Raw genomic sequence first — 16,983 nt, 5'->3', positions numbered from 1 at the left:
CTACATCGGCTGTTGGGCCAGCCGCATAATATTGTTCGTCATCCCGACATGCCGCTTCAGGCATTCAAAGATATGTGGTCGACGCTACAACAAGGATTTCCCTGGACGGCGCTGGTTAAAAATCGCCGACACAACGGCAATCATTACTTCTCGAAATTTTCATATCAGGCCAATGCATCAGCACTGGCCGAAAAATGATTACTGCATACTCCGTCGTTCAGTAATCCACTCCTGAACTTCAATGGCGAAAGTATCCGGTGCCTTACGGAAGGTTTTGCGCGCCAGATCTAAAATCGTATGCCGCGAAAGTTCCTCTTCCATTCGCTGCTGCGCGCTGTCCATCACCGCACGGATCCCGCATGGGCCTTCACACACCCACGCGGGTGGCTTTTCCTCAAAGACCGCCAGCCGCTGACGGATTTCTTTGCATTCGAAAATGCCCTTTTCCCCGTCAATGGCCTGAACGACATCCAGCATGGTGATCAGCGCAGCCGAACGCGCCAGTCGAAAACCGCCCCCCTTTCCCTCACTACTGACCACCAGTCCGCCGCGCGAAAGCCGGGTGAATATTTTAGCCAGATAATCATAGGGAACGCCCTGCAAATCTGCCATTTCGCGGACATTCATTTCACGGTCGTCACCTTTAACATCAACCATGCATACAAGACTGTGAATGCCATATTCAACGCCAGAACTGTAAAACGCCATAGTAAACTCCGTTAATCTTTATCTTAGTCATTATACAGGGAATACCTGTTGCGGAAAGGCAGCGTTTTAACCTGATAACCACCAGCCATATTATATCTATGTTAATCAGCATGTTATTTAATTTACCTTGCCTGGAACAATTTTAACTACGAAAATAGTTGTCGCAGTTAACTCCGACAAGTATAGTTGCAGTCAAGCAAGGGTAATGTCTGAAAATTGAAAAGGTAGAACACATGAAAAAACGAATTCTCATTCTCGGCAGCGGCTTTGCCGGTATGTGGGCAGCGATCAGTGCAGCTCGTCTGACCGATCTGAATAACCGACAGGACGTTGAAATTTCCGTGCTGGCCCCGCAGCCTGAATTGCGAGTACGTCCGAGATTCTATGAAAACAACGTTGCTTCGCTGGTCTCTCCACTGGGGCCATTATTCGCAGCCACCGGTGTAACATTCATCGCGGGAAATGTAGAAAGCATTGATACAAATGAGAAAACTGTCTGGTATGCAGATGCACACGGCACAAAGGTTTCCGCTCATTATGACCGTCTGGTGCTGGCAACCGGCAGTAACGCCAGGCAGGTGCCGGTGACCGGCGCAGATAAATTCACGTTTGATATTGATCAGTTGAGCTCCGCACAGGTCTTTGAAAAACATTTAGCATCCCTTGTGCATCAGTCACCGAGTGAAGCACGTAATACCGTCGTGGTATGCGGCGGCGGTTTTACCGGGATCGAACTGGCGACTGAACTACCCTCACGTCTGCAGGCTATTTTTGGCGCTGACACTCAGACCAAAGTTATCGTAGTCGAACGGGGTGCTGTGGTCGGTGGCCGATATAGCCAAGCGCTGCGCGACGTAATCGAAGAGGCTTCTGAAGCGCTAGGTATCGAGTGGCGCCTAAATGCCGATATCGTCGCGATCGACCAAACCGGTGTCACCCTGAAAGACGGCAGCCACATTGCATCGTCAACCGTGGTATGGACAGGGGGCGTAGAGGCCAACGCGTTAACCCAACAGTTGACGGCAGCGCGTGATAATCAGGGACGTCTGTATGTCGATGAGAATTTGCAGGTTCGTGGCGTGCCTGATGTTTTCGCTACCGGTGACGTGGCCAATGCTGCGACAGACGATGCAGGGAATACGGCTCTGATGACCTGTCAGCACGCCATTCAGTTGGGTAAATTTGCGGGGAATAATGTGGCGGCGAGTGTCATTGATTTACCCCCTATTCCTTATCGTCAGGTCAATTATGTGACCTGCCTTGATCTGGGTAACTGGGGTGCAGTCTTTACTGAAGGCTGGGATCAGAAAGTGAAATCGATACGTGAAGAAGCTAAGAAAATCAAAATCGAGATCACTAATGAACTGATCTATCCCCCAAAAGCAGACCGCGAAATTGCCTTCGCGGCGGCAGATCCTCTGGCTAAATTTGTCTGATTATGTACCCTTTATGGCGCTCCCCTATTTTTGGGAGCGCCATTTCTTCATCTTACCTGACGGTCTTTACGCCGCCGCTAGCCGGAACGCGGAGACAGAGTTCGTCAAATGATGCACTTGCTCTTCCAGCGACGCAGCTGCTGCCGCCGATTCCTGAACTAATGCCGCATTTTGCTGCGTCACACCGTCAATTTCAGTGACTGCCTGTTCTATCTGACTGATCCCACGGCTTTGCTCATCAGACGCTGTCGAAATGTGCTCCATCAGTACATCCACCTGAGTCACCGACGTAATGATCGCCGTAATAGAATCACCGGTACGCGAAACTTGCTCCGACCCTTCCTTTATATTGGCGACCGATTCGGAAATCAGGGTCTCGATTTCTTTAGCGGCCACCGCGCTGCGCTGCGCCAGATTACGCACTTCGCTGGCGACAACGGCAAAACCACGACCCTGTTCACCCGCGCGGGCTGCTTCCACGGCAGCGTTCAGTGCCAGAATATTGGTCTGGAAAGCGATGCTGTTGATCACCCCGGTAATATCTTCAATTTTTTTAGAACTGCTGTTAATGCGACCCATCGTCTGAATCACTTCCTGAGCCACTTTCTCACCGGCGCGGGCATTCTTCACCGCCTCACGAGTCAGGCTGCTGGCAAGAACGACGTTTTCGGTATTCTGTTTTACCGTAGCGCCCAGCTCTTCCATGCTGGCAGCGGTTTCTGTCAGCGCCGCCGCCTGCTGTTCCGTGCGCGAGGCGAGATCAATATTTCCCGCAGAAATTTCCTGCGACGCATGTGCCACCGTGTGGCTGGTATCCCGCACCTGACTGATAATCTGCGTCAGTGCCAGTCGCATATGCTCCATTGATTGCATCAGCTCCTGGATCTCACTACGAGAATTCACTTTTACCGGTACCGGCGTATCCAGATAACCTTCGGCGATCTGACGGCAATGATCGCGCGAACTCAGCAGCGGGTTCAGCACGTAACGCTTCATAAAGACCATTACCGCAAGGATGACAACCAGGAAGAGCAGACAGAACGCGACCGTCAGCCCGATGCCAAAATTGAAGTTGCTTTGTGCTTCATTGTTGAGGTTTTTGGCATACTTCTCATGCAGCGCCAGCACTTTATCCAGCACGATTTCATACTGACGATCCAGTTTCACCACCGCCGGAATGCGCGCTTTGAATTGCGCCTGATCCCCTGCCTGCGCTGCCTCGACCAGAGGCTGTATGCCGTTCTGGCGATAATCCTGATAGGTTGCGCGATAGGCCTCGGCAAGAGGTGCCTCTCCCGGCAACTTCGGCGCATTCAGATACGCCTGAAAAGCAGCATCGGCTTTGCCGGTTGCTTCCATTACTGAGTCCAGCGCCGGTTTCAGCTGCTGGCCATTGCTGTTCTCGATCTCCTTCATATATTCCATCACCCGCACGCGGGACGTACGGCTGTGATTAATCGGATCAATAATAGAAAGCACTACGCGGATTTCTTTATTCACGTCATCAAGCGAATGATTACTGCGCGTAAGCAACCAGACGCTTGACATCATACTGGCGAAAAAAAGAGCAAAAAGGACAATAAGAACAAGCAAAGAAGACTTTTTAAGCGACATAGATGGACTCTTAAGCATCGGACTAGGAGTCTGTTTATCGGCATTTTCGGCAAAAAGTTTAGAGTAATGTGCGCGTTATCACAAATTTACGGCAGGAAGGTCGTAGTGCGTTGTTTAAATACAATAGAGGAAAAAATGAACAAACTAAATGGGTATTTTACATGCAGGAAAATTCTTATAAATTGGATGATTTTTAACTTTAACATGCAAAAAAACATGATTAATCGCTTATATTGAGATCATTGACAGACACATTAATTTTTCCATTTCCAGTGTATATAGCTCTCAATAATAATTAATGAATGTGGTTATATATCGCTTACGCCTGCAAAAACATTCACACTGCGAATATTCTTACGGCTTCACATAGAAAATTCTTATGCAATCTGCGATAAAAAAAAGGCGAGGATATTATTTTCATAAAATCATAAAAATAAATTTGCGGGTTCTTCCTCACCAAGTTACGAATATTCCTATGTGTTTAATCTGCCGGTCAGGCCCCACTATACCACCTGATTCCTTATCTCATGCGCCCTACAGGGGTTAATGAAGAAAATTCTTATTTATCAGCATATAGCGCCCCCTCAAAAGTTTATCAAAACGTAACAGTTAGTTACATCTTTTAGTTTTCATTAAAGTCATTATTGTTTTTAAAATGCTACCCACAGATACTTATCTTAAATTTTCCTCTCAAGATAAATTTAAAACACACTGCGAAATGTCTCTGTAAATATTTTGTCTCGCTTGTGACCCTGATTTAAACCGCACGTTCAGGTGCGTATACGGATGTAGTTGCATGGCAGGGTTGCCAACATTTTATTTATTTACTGATTCATTGGCAGCTTTTATCACTCCACAGTAAGGGATAGGCATGTCTAACAGTTTCCAGGAAGAAATACCCAAGGCTCGCGTTAATATCAAACTGGACTTACACACCGGCGGTGCGCAAAAGAAAGTCGAATTACCATTGAAATTAATGGTAATGGGCGACTACAGCAACGGTAAAGAAACCCGCGCATTGTCAGAACGCGAAAAAGTTAACATCGACAAAAATAACTTTGACAGCGTATTAGCTGAATTCAGTCCATCGCTGAACCTGACCGTGGAAAATACGCTGGCGGGCGATCGTAGTGAAGAAAGTATCAAACTCAATTTCAAGGACATGAAAGATTTTGAGCCTGAGCAGGTAGCACGTCAGATCCCGCAACTGCGTGCCATGCTGGCGATGCGTAACTTGTTACGCGACCTCAAATCCAACCTTTTAGATAACGCCACCTTCCGTAAAGAGCTCGAAACCATCCTGAAAGATGACCATTTGAGTGATGACTTACGCGCGGAACTGGCGGCTCTGGCTCCTCAGAACGTTTAACCCTTCCTGAATCGGAACAACTCGAGATCATGCTCATGTCTGTGAACACAGAAAATACGCAAGAAAACCGCACAACCGTGCTGGACCGTCCCGACGCAGGAAGTGTTTATGCGTCTTTGTTTGAAAAAATCAATCTGACCCCGGTTTCTGCACTGGGTGACGTAAACATCTTTCAGGACAATCAGGCAATGTCTGATGTCACCACTGACGAACGCGTCACCGCGGCAGTTCAGGTGTTCCTCGAGCGCCTGAAACAGTCAGGCCAGAAAGTCGAACGCCTGGATAAAACGCTGCTGGACGGGCACATCGCGATGCTCGACGATCAAATCAGCCGTCAGCTGGACGAAGTGATGCACCACCCGGATTTCCAGCGAGTGGAATCTGGCTGGCGTGGTCTGAAATTCCTGGTCGACCGCACCGATTTTCGTCAGAACGTAAAAATCGAGCTGCTTGACGTCTCCAAAGATGACCTGCGTCAGGACTTCGAAGATTGCCCTGAAATCATCCAGAGCGGCCTGTACCGTCACACCTATATTCAGGAATATGACACACCGGGCGGCGAGCCCATCGGTTCTGTGATTTCCAACTATGAATTCGACGCCAGCCCGCAGGACATCGCATTACTGCGTAACATTTCCAAAGTGTCTGCGGCGGCACACATGCCGTTCGTCGGTTCCGTCGGTCCTAAATTCTTCCTGAAAGACTCCATGGAAGAAGTCGCCGCCATCAAAGACATCGGTAACTACTTTGACCGTGCCGAGTACATCAAGTGGAAATCCTTCCGCGACTCCGATGATTCCCGCTACATCGGCCTGACCATGCCACGCGTGCTCGGTCGTCTGCCTTACGGCCCGGATACCGTGCCGGTGCGCAGCTTCAACTACGTCGAAGAAGTGAAAGGCCCGGATCACGAGAAATACCTGTGGACCAACGCCGCGTTCGCTTTCGCCGCCAACATGGTGAAAAGCTTCATCAAGAACGGCTGGTGCGTGCAAATCCGTGGCCCGCAGGCTGGCGGCGCAGTGACCGACCTGCCGATCCACTTGTACGATCTGGGTACCGGCAATCAGGTGAAAATTCCGTCCGAGGTGATGATCCCGGAAACCCGCGAATTTGAGTTTGCAAACCTGGGTTTCATCCCGCTTTCTTACTACAAAAACCGCGACTACTCGTGCTTCTTCTCCGCTAACTCCGCGCAGAAACCGGCCCTGTACGACACCGCAGATGCCACTGCGAACAGCCGCATCAACTCACGCCTGCCGTACATCTTCCTGCTGTCGCGTATCGCGCATTACCTGAAACTCATTCAGCGTGAAAACATCGGTACGACTAAAGACCGTCGTCTGCTGGAGCTGGAACTGAACACCTGGGTACGCACGCTGGTCACCGAAATGACCGATCCGGGCGACGACCTGCAGGCTTCTCACCCGCTGCGCGATGCCAAAGTGACCGTAGAAGATATTGAAGACAACCCAGGCTTCTTCCGCGTGAAACTGTACGCCGTACCGCACTTCCAGGTCGAAGGCATGGACGTGAACCTGTCATTGGTTTCTCAGATGCCTAAAGCGAAAGCGTAAAGCCGGGAGGCACAATGAAGATTGAACGTCCCCTGTGGACACGCGGAATTCTGATTTCACCGCAGCAGTTTCAACAACAGGCCTCTCTGGAGGCCTGGACAAACGAATGCATCGCGCAAATGGGCGTCCTCCATCCGTGGGGCGTGCTTCATGCTACGTTCGAGCAGGATGCGCTGGCACAAGGGCGTCTGAAAGCAGAACGCCTGAATGTCCGTTTTCAGGATGGCGTTTTGATCGATACCGATTGTGCCGATTTACTCCCACCCACGCTGACGCTTGCCGCCAGCCTTCCCGCTGACGCAGTTGAAACTACGGTGATGTTGGCAATGCCTCAGCTGTATGCTAACGGTGGCAACTGTCTGCAACCTGATGAGCGCGCCGAACGTCCGGTGCGCTATCGTCAGGCGTGGCGGGATATCCAAAACCATTACGGCGACGATAAGAAACAGGTCGCCGTCATGACGCACGAACTGACGTTGCGACTGGATTCACAGGAAAACGGCGATTATCAGATCTGCCCTGTCGCCCGTCTATTGAGAGATGCGCAGGGTCACTGGGCGCTGGATACTCGTTTCATTCCTCCGATGCTGAGCCTGCAAGCCAGCCACTGGTGCGGTGAGCAACTGGAAATGCTGATGGTGCAATTGCGGGCGCGATTGCAGCGCCTGATGGGAATGCGCCGCGAAAGCAATGCCCGCATGGCCGACTTTGCCGTTGCTGACGTGTCACTCTTCTGGCTGCTGAACGCCCTTAACGGCGCAGAACCCGTGCTGGGGAATTTCCAGCGCTATCCGCAGGTGCACCCGGAACGTTTATATCAGGAACTGGCGCGTCTGGCCGGTAACCTGCTGACGTTTTCGCTCGAGCACGACGTCACGACAATTCCTGCCTATCAGCATGACCGTCTGACAGCCGTTTTTCCGCCGCTGTTTGCGCTTCTCAATATCTTGCTGGAAGCCAGCCTGCCTTCCCGTGTTGTCGCGATTGAACTAGTGCATGATTCTCGCATCAACCAATGGCGCGGTAACCTGTACGATCCGCGTCTGCGCGAAGGGGTAGATTTCTATCTGTCCGTCCGCTCAACTCTCTCTTCTGCTCAGTTGCAAACGCAGTTCCCGCAGCTGTGCAAAGTCGGTGCGCCGGATGACGTGGGTAACGTGGTGAACGTGGCGCTGAGCGGGATACCGCTGACGCCTCTAAGCCATGTGCCTGCAGCAATCCCGTTACGACTGGAAAACCAGTATTTCTCCCTCGACCTTAGCCATCCTGCCGCCAGGCAGATGATGGAAGCGGGTGCCTGCGTGTTCTATGTTCCGGGTACGCTGGGTGAGATCCAGCTTGAACTGTTTGCGGTGTTACGCGCATGAGCCAATCCATGAAAGAAAACATGCAGCCCGTGGATATTGATGCCCTGCTTCAGGACACCTGGTTACAGGTGATCAGCCTGCGTCAGGGCGTGAGTTATCCGGATGGCGAGGGGCGTACATTCTGGAAAAAATGCGTGGCTGATGTCGAACACGTCCGCCAGCACCTGAAAGATGCTGGGATCAGCGAGCAGAGCATCCAACACATCCTTTATGCCCAGTGCGCGTTGCTGGATGAATCCGTCAAAGGGCGCGGCGTGCAGGATGACGCGTATTTTGTCTGGTGCAATTCGCCGCTGCAGGCGCATTTCTTTAATACGCTGGAAGCCGGTAACCAGCTCTATGAGCACATGCGTAATGTCATACGCGAACCTGCGCCCGACGTTGCCGTGCTGATCTGTTTCCATCGGGTGCTCATGCTGGGTTTCCAGGGGGGCTATAGCTCTGCGAACATTGCTGAGCGTGAGCAACTGGTGGACCAACTTTCTTCACTCGTACCCGCAATGGCCTTTTCTCCAGCAAGTCCCGTGCTTGCCGTGGCGGCGTCACGCAGCCGCATTGGTGTCTGGCTTCGTTACTGGCCGGTGCGTCTCGGTCTGGCTGCCTGCATCGTCACCCTGCTCTGGTGGGGGCTTGATCACTGGCTTTCAGCGTTATTACCGACCTTATTACCGGGGTCAGTGTAATGAGTCCACTCAGACGACGGGTTTTATGGCTGTGGGCCGGATTACTGGCAGGCATTTTGTGTCTGGTATTTCTGCCTTTATCTCCCGCAGGGCGCGGGCTGGCGTTTTTGCTGATTGTCATTATTTGCGTCATCGGCCTGTGGCGTGCAGGTCGTCAGCCAGACGCTGAGCTGACAAACACTTTATCTGACGATCTTCCTGCAGAAAATTATCGTCTGCCGGTGGTTCTGGTTTGTGGTGATGATCTGACCTCTCTCTTCGGCGACAACGTTGTGCATCAGACCGCACAGGGCTGCTGGGTGCGCGTCGATGACAGTGGTTCACTTCGCCAACTGGCGAGGCAGATCCTCTGGCAACGTACTGAATGGAACGACCAACTGGCGGTCATGCAGTTGGTTAATCCACAGCAGCATAGCGATGAACGCGCATTAACCTCTTCCCTGCATGAACTGCGCTGGCAGATTATTCAATTGCGGCGTGACACCCGCCGCGCCATCCCTTTGCTGCTGTACAGCACCGTAGCCACCAGCCTTGCGCAAAAGCCTGTCTGGCTGTCACAGCAAAAATCTCAGTCGGTGACGCTGTGGTCAACCGTGACCATGCCCGGAACGCTGGCGAACTGGCAGCGTCAGGAGGGGCATTCCGAGCAAGCTCAACGCCTTAAGCAGACGGCGTTGTTCAATGAGCACAGTGACTGGCTGAAAGCGCAGGTGATGCCGGTATTGCAGGAAAGCAATGAAGATGTGGCATCCGTTTCCGTTCAGCAGGTGATCTTGCACATGGTGACCGAAATGAACCACATCGTGCCGGGTTCCCTCTGGCAACGCTGGCTGGCTGGCCGGACTGCGCTGACGCAGGTGGCAGGCTGGCATCCGCAGGCCGACACCGGCCACCTGCTCTTCCCTGAGTTTATTTTCCCTGAATTGCCTTCGGGCAGCGGTGTGACATCCCGTCGCCGGATGCTGCGCCATGCCGTTACATTGCTGACCCTTGCGGTTGTCATCGCGCTCTGCTGTAGCGCCTGGCATAACCGACAACTGTTGCATCGCGTCGCTTTCGATATCCGCCATTACGACAGTATCGCGATGAAGGATTATGCACCGAAAGCGAAGGCCGTGGAGATATTGCGTCAGGATGCTGCACAGCTAGATGACTGGTTCCGCAACGGCGAACCGCTTCGTCTCGGGCTAGGGCTGTATCAGGGCGAACGTCTGAGATTACCGTTGATGGCGGCAATTAAAACCTATGTTCCACCGCCTCCTCCTCCTCCACAAGTGGAGAAAAAGACGCCGAATACCGTGCGTCTCGATGCCCTGTCGCTCTTTGACACCGGCAAGTATCAGCTCAAACCCAACAGTACAAAACTGCTGGTCAATGCGCTGATCGACATCAAGGCCAAACCGGGCTGGCTGATTGTCGTCGCGGGCCATACCGATATCACCGGCGATGCGCGAGCGAACCAGATTTTATCCCAAAAACGCGCCGAAGCACTGCGCGACTGGATGCTGTCCACCAGCGACGTTTCCCCAACCTGTTTCGCGGTGCAGGGCTATGGCGCAACGCGCCCGATCGCAACAAACGATACTCCGGAAGGCCGTGCGGCTAACCGTCGTGTCGAAATCAGTCTGGTGCCACAGGCAGACGCCTGCAAGGCAACAGCAAACCCAAGTTCATCAAATGATTGATGAATGTTTACCATTAGAAATGGAGAACTACCCATGGCAATTCCTGTTTATCTGTGGCTGAAAGACGACGGCGGCGCGGACATTAAAGGTTCTGTAGACGTTAAAGATCGTGAAGGCAGCATCGAAGTGGTTGCACAGGATCACAACCTGTACATCCCGACCGATAACAACACCGGCAAACTGACGGGTACTCGTATTCACACCCCGTTCCTGTTTACCAAAGAAATCGATTCTTCCAGCCCGTACCTGTACAAAGCGGTGACCACCGGTCAGACCCTGAAATCTGCCGAATTCAAATGGTATCGCATCAACGACGCTGGCCAGGAAGTGGAGTATTTCAACACCAAACTGGAAAACGTAAAACTGGTAAAAGTCGCGCCTAAAATGCACGACATCAAAGATCCGGCAATGGAAAAACATAACCACCTCGAAGCTATCGAGCTGCGTTACGAAAAAATCACCTGGACCTACAAAGACGGCAACATCATTCATTCCGATTCCTGGAACGAACGTACTACCGCGTAAGTCCCTACAGCAGACGGTTCGCCGTCTGCTGTTTTTGTTTCCTGAGCCGCCTGACTGGCGGTTGAGTAAACAAAAACAGAACCGGACATCGACCTTATGGGCCTGGGTTTCCTGCAAAGGAAAAGGTTAAGGGCGGTAGCGTACTTAAAAAAGGAATTCAGCATGGAACAACAGTCAGCCGTTTTACTTCGTCGCCTTAATCCTTATTGTGCTAAAGCGCTGGAAGCCGCCGCTACCCTCTGTCAGACCCGCGCCCACGCGGAGATCACCATCGAGCACTGGTTGCTTAAGTTGCTGGAGCTGGGTGAAGGCGATATTACCGTGCTCGCCCGCCGCTACGAGTGGGACATGGACGCCTTGTGGCAAAACCTGTTGTCGCACCTCGACCACCTGCCGCGCTCCGTGCACACCCGCCCGCAACTGGCCGATGACCTGCACACGCTGATGAAATCCGCGTGGCTTGCCGCTTCGTTGCAGGACGATAACCAGACTATCCGCAGCGTCAACCTGCTGGAAGCCCTGCTGGCGCAGCCGCGCTTGCTGCGCTGCGAAGGTCTGTGGCCGCTGTTCAGTCTGAGCGAAGAACACATACGCCGCCTGAAACCGGTGCTGGATGCCCTGTCAGAAGAGCGCCCCGACCTGCAACAGCAGGCCAGCCTGAGCATCCCGGTCTCTTCCCTCAACGGCGAGGCACCTAAAGCCAACGCCGACACCCTTTCTGGCCACAACCTGAGCGAAGCCCTGCAGGCCGCGCTGGATAAATTCACCCTCGACGTTACGGCCAAAGCCAAGGCCGGGCAGATCGACCCGATTTTTGGGCGTGACACCGAAATCCGCCAGATGATCGACATTCTCTCGCGCCGTCGCAAAAACAACCCAATTTTGGTCGGTGAGCCGGGCGTGGGGAAAACCGCACTGGTAGAAGGTCTGGCACTGCGCATCAGTGAGGGCAACGTGCCGGATAGCCTGAAAACGGTCAGCCTGCGTACCTTAGATCTCGGTCTGTTACAAGCCGGAGCCGGTGTGAAAGGCGAGTTCGAACAGCGCCTGAAAAATGTCATCGACGCCGTACAGCAGTCGCCGACGCCGGTGCTGCTGTTTATCGACGAAGCCCACACCATTATCGGTGCGGGCAATCAGGCCGGTGGCGCCGACGCCGCCAATCTCCTCAAACCTGCCCTTGCGCGCGGTGAACTACGCACCATCGCCGCGACTACCTGGTCCGAGTACAAACAGTATTTTGAACGCGACGCCGCCCTTGAGCGCCGCTTCCAGATGGTCAAAGTCGACGAACCGGACGACGCCAAAGCCAGTCTGATGCTGCGTGGTCTCAAAGGCCGCTACGCTCAGCATCACGGCGTACATATTCTCGATACCGCGATCACCGCCGCCGTGACCCTCTCACGCCGCTTCCTCACCGGCCGCCAGCTGCCGGACAAAGCCGTTGATCTGCTCGACACCGCCGGTGCCCGCGTGCGCATGAGCATCGACACCCTGCCGGAGCAACTGATGGCGATTAATGCCGAACTGGCGGCGCTGACGATGGAGCAACAGGCCATCGAGCAGGATCTCCTGCTGCTGCCGGACGTTGGCACCGACCGCCTGCAGCAGATTGAAAAACGTCGTGATGAGCTGGCCGTCGATCAGCAAAAACTCGAAAAGCAGTATGAAATTGAAAAACATCTGACCGCGCAGATAGTCGACGCCCGTCAGGAAATTGCCGACGCGGCGCGTCTGGCAGCGTTGCAGGAAGAGCTGAGTGCCGTGCAGGGCAACGCGCCCCTGCTGTCTCTGGATGTGGATGCCCGCACCGTCGCTACCGTCATTGCCGACTGGACCGGCGTGCCGCTCTCCAGCCTGCTGAAAGACGAGCAGACAGATTTACTCCAGCTGGAGCACCACCTCGCTAAACGCGTGATCGGGCAGGACGCGGCGTTAGTGGATATGGCGCAGCGCCTGCGCGCGGCGAAAACCGGCCTGACCTCCGAAAACGGTCCTCTGGGCGTGTTCCTGCTGGTCGGCCCGAGCGGCGTCGGCAAAACCGAGACCGCACTGTCGCTGGCCGATACCCTGTTCGGCGGCGAGAAGTCGCTTATCACCATCAACATGTCCGAGTATCAGGAAGCGCACACCGTTTCCCAGCTCAAGGGTTCGCCTCCGGGCTACGTCGGTTACGGTCAGGGCGGCATTCTCACCGAAGCCGTGCGCAAGCGCCCGTACAGCGTGGTGTTACTGGATGAAGTCGAAAAAGCCCATCGCGACGTGATTAACCTGTTCTATCAGGTATTTGACCGCGGGATGATGCGCGACGGCGAAGGCCGCGAAATTGATTTTCGCAACACCGTGATCCTGATGACCGCCAATCTGGGCAGCGATCACCTGATGCAGTTGCTGGACGAACAGCCGGAAGCAACTAATGGCGATTTGCAGGAGCTACTGCGGCCGATATTGCGCGACCACTTCCAGCCCGCGCTGCTGGCTCGCTTCCAGATGCTTGTCTACCGCCCGCTGGATGCCACCGCCCTGCGCACCATCGTCGAAATGAAGCTGGCACAGGTGGCTAAACGTCTGAACAAACATTACGGCCTGAGTTGCACTGTCGAAGAGAGCCTGTACGACACGCTGGTCGCCGCCTGCCTGCTGCCAGACACCGGCGCGCGCAACATCGACAGCCTGCTCAATCAGCAAATTTTGCCAGTGCTGAGCCAGCAACTGCTGAGCCGCATGTCGGTAAAACAGCGCACCACCTCTCTGGCGCTTGGCTGGGATGAAGAAGAAGGGATCACGCTGGCGTTCACAGGGGAAATGGAATGAGTATTCCCTCGGTATTTTTCGACCACAGCCACCACAAGCTCGCCGTACGCGGCAACAGTGCACCGCTGGATGTGCTGAGTTTTGAGGGCGAAGAGTGTCTGAGTTCACCGTTTAAGTACGACATTCAGTTCACCAGCACCGATAAAAACATCGACCCGAAAACCATGCTGATGCAGGACGCCTCGCTCACGCTTCAGGCACCTGTCGCCGAAGCCTTTGGCGTCTCCGTTCAGCAACCGCTGCGCGTTATCCAGGGTGTGGTCACCGCGTTTACGCATCTTTCCACGTCTAAAGATGAGAGCCGCTACGCGCTGTGTCTGCAACCGCGCCTCGCCCTGCTTTCACGCAGCCATCAGAACCGTATTTATCAGGACATGTCCGTGCCGGACATCGTGGATAAAATCCTGCGCGACCGCCACGACATGCGCGGACAGGATTTTGTTTTCACGCTCGCCAAAGAGTATCCGCGCCGCGAACAGGTGGTGCAGTACGGCGAAGATGATCTGCGCTTTATTTCACGCCTGCTGGCCGAGGTCGGTATCTGGTTCCGCTTCACCGCTGACCCGAAACTCAACATCGACGTCGTCGAGTTTTACGACGACCAGCAGTTCTACCAGCAGGGGCTGACGCTCAACGCCGTGCCGCCTTCCGGCATGCACGACAGCGGGGTCGAGTCCGCGTGGGCACTGTCGAGTATCTATCAGGTGGTGCAAAAATCCGTCAGCACCGGTGACTATAACTACCGTACCGCGACGTCAGACCTGTCCGGCAGTGCCGATATTACCCGAGGTGATGCCACCACCTACGGCGAAGCCTATCACTACGCCGATAACTACCTGACCGCCGGTGCCGAAGGCAGCGAGTCACAAACCGAGAGCGGCGCATTCTACGCCCGCCTGCGCCACGAGCAGTATCTGAATAATCAGGCGCTCTTTAACGGTATCGCCAACGCCGCCACCTTAGTACCGGGTATGGAGCTAAAAGTGACCGGCAGCGATGCCCCTCCGGCATTCGTCAAAGGCGTGATTATCGTTCATGCCCGTTGCTCGGCGCGCCGCGACAAAAGCTTTGAGGTGAAATTCGACGCCATCCCGTACTCCGAGGATTACTGCTTCCGCCCCGTTCCGGCCAGCAAACCGGTCATGGCCGGGACGCTGCCCGCCCGCGTCACCAGCACCACCGCCAACGACACTTATGGGCATATCGATAAAGACGGGCGTTACCGCGTCAACATGTTGTTCGACCGCGATGCCTGGGAACAGGGCTACGAAAGCCTGTGGGTCCGCCAGGCGCGCCCGTATGCCGGTGACACTTACGGTATGCATCTGCCGCTGCTGGCCGGGACCGAAGTGGCAATTGCGTTTGAGAACGGCAACCCGGACCGCCCTTACATTGCGCACGTACTGCACGATTCGGCGCACGGCGACCACGTCACCATCAAAAACTACAAGCGCAACGTCCTGCGCACGCCGTCGAACAACAAACTGCGCCTCGAAGACGAGCGCGGTAAGGAGCACATCAAGGTCAGCACCGAGTACGGCGGCAAAAGCCAGCTGAACCTGGGGCATCTGGTGGATGCCGGGAAACAGCAGCGCGGGGAAGGTTTTGAGCTGCGCACCGACAGTTTTGGTGCCATCCGCGCGGAAAAAGGGATTTTCATCAGTGCTGACGGTCAGGCGAAAGCACAAGGGAAAGTGCTGGAGATGAATGCAGCGATAGATTCGCTGCAACAGGCTCAGGGGCTGGCGAAATCCCTCAGTGATGCGGTGCAAACCGCCAAAGCTGAATTAGCGCAGATAGCCGCGCAAAAAACATTAATGGAATCCGCGATGAAAGACCTGCAGCAGTCAGCATTGCTGATGAGTGCGCCAGCGGGGATTGCACAGGTTTCACCTCAAAGTATTCAGATCAGCACCGGCAACAATTTTATTCAGACCTCGGCAGAAAACAGTGATTTCAGCGTCTTTAAGAAATTCACCGTGGCCGCAGGCGAAATCATCAGCCTTTTTGCCAAAACGCTGGGCATCAAGATATACGCTAACAAAGGCAAGGTCGACATTCAGGCTCAGGGGGATGCGATGGCGTTAACGTCGCTTAAGGATATGAAAATCATCAGTAAAGATGATGAGGTCATCATTCAGGCAAGCAAAAAAATCACCTTAAGCTGCGGCCAGACAGCGCTGATTATCGAAAGCTCCGGCGTCACTGTACTGACGCCGGGCGAAGTGAAGGTGAAAAGTGCCAGCTTTAGCGAGGTCGGGCCGCAAAGTTATCAGGTATCACCACCTGAACTTCCGCCAGAAGCGAAATGTGTAGAGAGTGCTCGCTGATGCAAACAGACAAGTCACTCTCTGAGTTGTTAAACGCGAAGCACTCTGAATACCGGTACCTGTTGCTCGATCCATTGAAAGGTGTTGCATCGTGGAAATTCCTGCACCTTACTCACCTGACGGAGATATGTGGAAACGAGGCGTTACGGAGAGTTCTTCGCCCTGACCTGGCTTACTCTCCTGAGCACTGCCCTGTTTTACTGCTGCTGGCTTCCCCCGGAGCCGGTTGTGATGAAGCGATAGTGCTCGAAAGTGAGGCATTTTCACGTGATGAACGGCTGTGTGAAAGGCGCTATATCTGCGGCTGGATAAGTTCACCACTTGCACCTGATGCACTCGCCGCAGAGTTAGCGGGGCTGTGTAAACAAATCAAACGTGAAGCTATCGTCCCGTTTTATGAGCCGCTGCGGCTTGAACTGTTACAGACATTAGGCGAGGCGGAGGAACTTTCTTCCCTCCTGAGCCCGGTTAGCCAATGGTGGCGGATTTCCTGCAGTGGTCACCTCACCGCACTTTCCGGCAAATCAGGGGGCGAGGAATGGCGACTAAGGTGGGGTGCAGAGCGGGCCCAGAACGAGGTACGCAATATCTGGCGGTTAGTGTATGCGTGGCAGAAAACTCAGGAAACGCTGCCACCGGATGCCGCGTTACAGGCTGCTGATGCCTTGGCAAGATCCGCCACGGCAAAATTTCACCACACGGGTGATCAACTATGCCTTGCTCTGAGCTATCTGACATTCCCTTTGCATATCATCGAACAGCCTGATGTTCAGTCACTGTTACGTCAGGTAGCCAGTGATCCCAACCTGCATTTTACTCAGCTGTTCCCATCGCTTCCAAATGCCGTATGGCAGAGGCTTATCCAGCCATAGTGC

General features: G+C 53.9%; 12 protein-coding genes. 10 read left to right on the top strand and 2 right to left on the bottom strand.

Annotated elements, in window-relative coordinates; genetic code table 11:
* Positions 1–198 precede the first annotated feature (198 nt).
* On the bottom strand, positions 199–708 hold the full coding sequence (locus tag GE278_22515; protein QLK63564.1) for an Rrf2 family transcriptional regulator: 510 nt from the start codon (positions 706–708) through the stop codon (positions 199–201).
* Positions 709–941: 233 nt separating this feature from the next.
* On the opposite strand from GE278_22515, the gene GE278_22510 reads away from it, so the two are divergent.
* A complete protein-coding gene (locus GE278_22510) occupies positions 942–2,144 on the top strand; it encodes an NAD(P)/FAD-dependent oxidoreductase (protein ID QLK63563.1) in 1,203 nt (400 codons plus the stop codon).
* A gap of 66 nt (positions 2,145–2,210) precedes the next feature.
* Here GE278_22510 and GE278_22505 read toward each other — a convergent pair whose 3' ends face one another.
* Positions 2,211–3,758, bottom strand: a complete 1,548-nt coding sequence (locus GE278_22505; protein ID QLK63562.1) for a HAMP domain-containing protein — start codon at positions 3,756–3,758, stop codon at positions 2,211–2,213.
* 871 nt (positions 3,759–4,629) lie between these two features.
* Between GE278_22505 and tssB the strand changes: the two genes are divergently transcribed.
* The 9 genes from tssB (at position 4,630) to GE278_22460 (ending at position 16,980) form a co-directional block, all read left to right on the top strand.
* Positions 4,630–5,127 (top strand): type VI secretion system contractile sheath small subunit, encoded by a 498-nt coding sequence (tssB, locus tag GE278_22500; protein QLK63561.1) that lies wholly within the window; start codon positions 4,630–4,632, stop codon positions 5,125–5,127.
* Positions 5,128–5,156: 29 nt separating this feature from the next.
* Positions 5,157–6,704, top strand: a complete 1,548-nt coding sequence (gene tssC / locus GE278_22495; protein QLK63560.1) for a type VI secretion system contractile sheath large subunit — start codon at positions 5,157–5,159, stop codon at positions 6,702–6,704.
* A gap of 14 nt (positions 6,705–6,718) precedes the next feature.
* On the top strand, positions 6,719–8,071 hold the full coding sequence (gene tssK, locus GE278_22490; protein ID QLK63559.1) for a type VI secretion system baseplate subunit TssK: 1,353 nt from the start codon (positions 6,719–6,721) through the stop codon (positions 8,069–8,071).
* On the top strand, positions 8,068–8,754 hold the full coding sequence (locus GE278_22485; protein QLK63558.1) for a DotU family type IV/VI secretion system protein: 687 nt from the start codon (positions 8,068–8,070) through the stop codon (positions 8,752–8,754). Before tssK ends, GE278_22485 begins: the two co-directional genes overlap by 4 nt.
* Positions 8,754–10,439 (top strand): OmpA family protein, encoded by a 1,686-nt coding sequence (locus GE278_22480; protein ID QLK63557.1) that lies wholly within the window; start codon positions 8,754–8,756, stop codon positions 10,437–10,439. The genes GE278_22485 and GE278_22480 overlap by 1 nt, the downstream gene beginning before the upstream one ends.
* Positions 10,440–10,472: 33 nt before the next feature.
* Positions 10,473–10,964, top strand: coding sequence for a type VI secretion system tube protein Hcp (gene hcp, locus GE278_22475; protein ID QLK63556.1), 492 nt, complete (start codon positions 10,473–10,475; stop codon positions 10,962–10,964).
* Between the two features lie 162 nt (positions 10,965–11,126).
* Entirely contained in the window at positions 11,127–13,778 is a 2,652-nt protein-coding gene (gene tssH, locus GE278_22470) for a type VI secretion system ATPase TssH (GenBank protein QLK63555.1), read from the top strand.
* Positions 13,775–16,108, top strand: coding sequence for a type VI secretion system tip protein VgrG (vgrG, locus tag GE278_22465; protein ID QLK63554.1), 2,334 nt, complete (start codon positions 13,775–13,777; stop codon positions 16,106–16,108). Before tssH ends, vgrG begins: the two co-directional genes overlap by 4 nt.
* On the top strand, positions 16,108–16,980 hold the full coding sequence (locus GE278_22460) for a hypothetical protein (GenBank protein ID QLK63553.1): 873 nt from the start codon (positions 16,108–16,110) through the stop codon (positions 16,978–16,980). The genes vgrG and GE278_22460 overlap by 1 nt, the downstream gene beginning before the upstream one ends.
* Positions 16,981–16,983 lie beyond the last annotated feature (3 nt).

Source organism: Enterobacteriaceae bacterium Kacie_13, assembly GCA_013457415.1.
In the GTDB taxonomy this organism is placed as follows: Bacteria; Pseudomonadota; Gammaproteobacteria; order Enterobacterales; family Enterobacteriaceae; genus Rahnella.
The sequence above is the reverse complement of the archived record's forward strand: the minus strand, read 5'-3'. Positions and strand labels throughout refer to the sequence as shown.

What these genes read in the sequence shown, in the direction of transcription:
- GE278_22515 (QLK63564.1), bottom strand. Translation starts at nt 708, where the DNA reads ATGGCGTTTTACAGTTCTGGCGTTGAATATGGCATTCACAGTCTTGTA.
- GE278_22510 (QLK63563.1), top strand. Translation starts at nt 942, where the DNA reads ATGAAAAAACGAATTCTCATTCTCGGCAGCGGCTTTGCCGGTATGTGG.
- GE278_22505 (QLK63562.1), bottom strand. Translation starts at nt 3,758, where the DNA reads ATGTCGCTTAAAAAGTCTTCTTTGCTTGTTCTTATTGTCCTTTTTGCT.
- tssB (QLK63561.1), top strand. Translation starts at nt 4,630, where the DNA reads ATGTCTAACAGTTTCCAGGAAGAAATACCCAAGGCTCGCGTTAATATC.
- tssC (QLK63560.1), top strand. Translation starts at nt 5,157, where the DNA reads ATGCTCATGTCTGTGAACACAGAAAATACGCAAGAAAACCGCACAACC.
- tssK (QLK63559.1), top strand. Translation starts at nt 6,719, where the DNA reads ATGAAGATTGAACGTCCCCTGTGGACACGCGGAATTCTGATTTCACCG.
- GE278_22485 (QLK63558.1), top strand. Translation starts at nt 8,068, where the DNA reads ATGAGCCAATCCATGAAAGAAAACATGCAGCCCGTGGATATTGATGCC.
- GE278_22480 (QLK63557.1), top strand. Translation starts at nt 8,754, where the DNA reads ATGAGTCCACTCAGACGACGGGTTTTATGGCTGTGGGCCGGATTACTG.
- hcp (QLK63556.1), top strand. Translation starts at nt 10,473, where the DNA reads ATGGCAATTCCTGTTTATCTGTGGCTGAAAGACGACGGCGGCGCGGAC.
- tssH (QLK63555.1), top strand. Translation starts at nt 11,127, where the DNA reads ATGGAACAACAGTCAGCCGTTTTACTTCGTCGCCTTAATCCTTATTGT.
- vgrG (QLK63554.1), top strand. Translation starts at nt 13,775, where the DNA reads ATGAGTATTCCCTCGGTATTTTTCGACCACAGCCACCACAAGCTCGCC.
- GE278_22460 (QLK63553.1), top strand. Translation starts at nt 16,108, where the DNA reads ATGCAAACAGACAAGTCACTCTCTGAGTTGTTAAACGCGAAGCACTCT.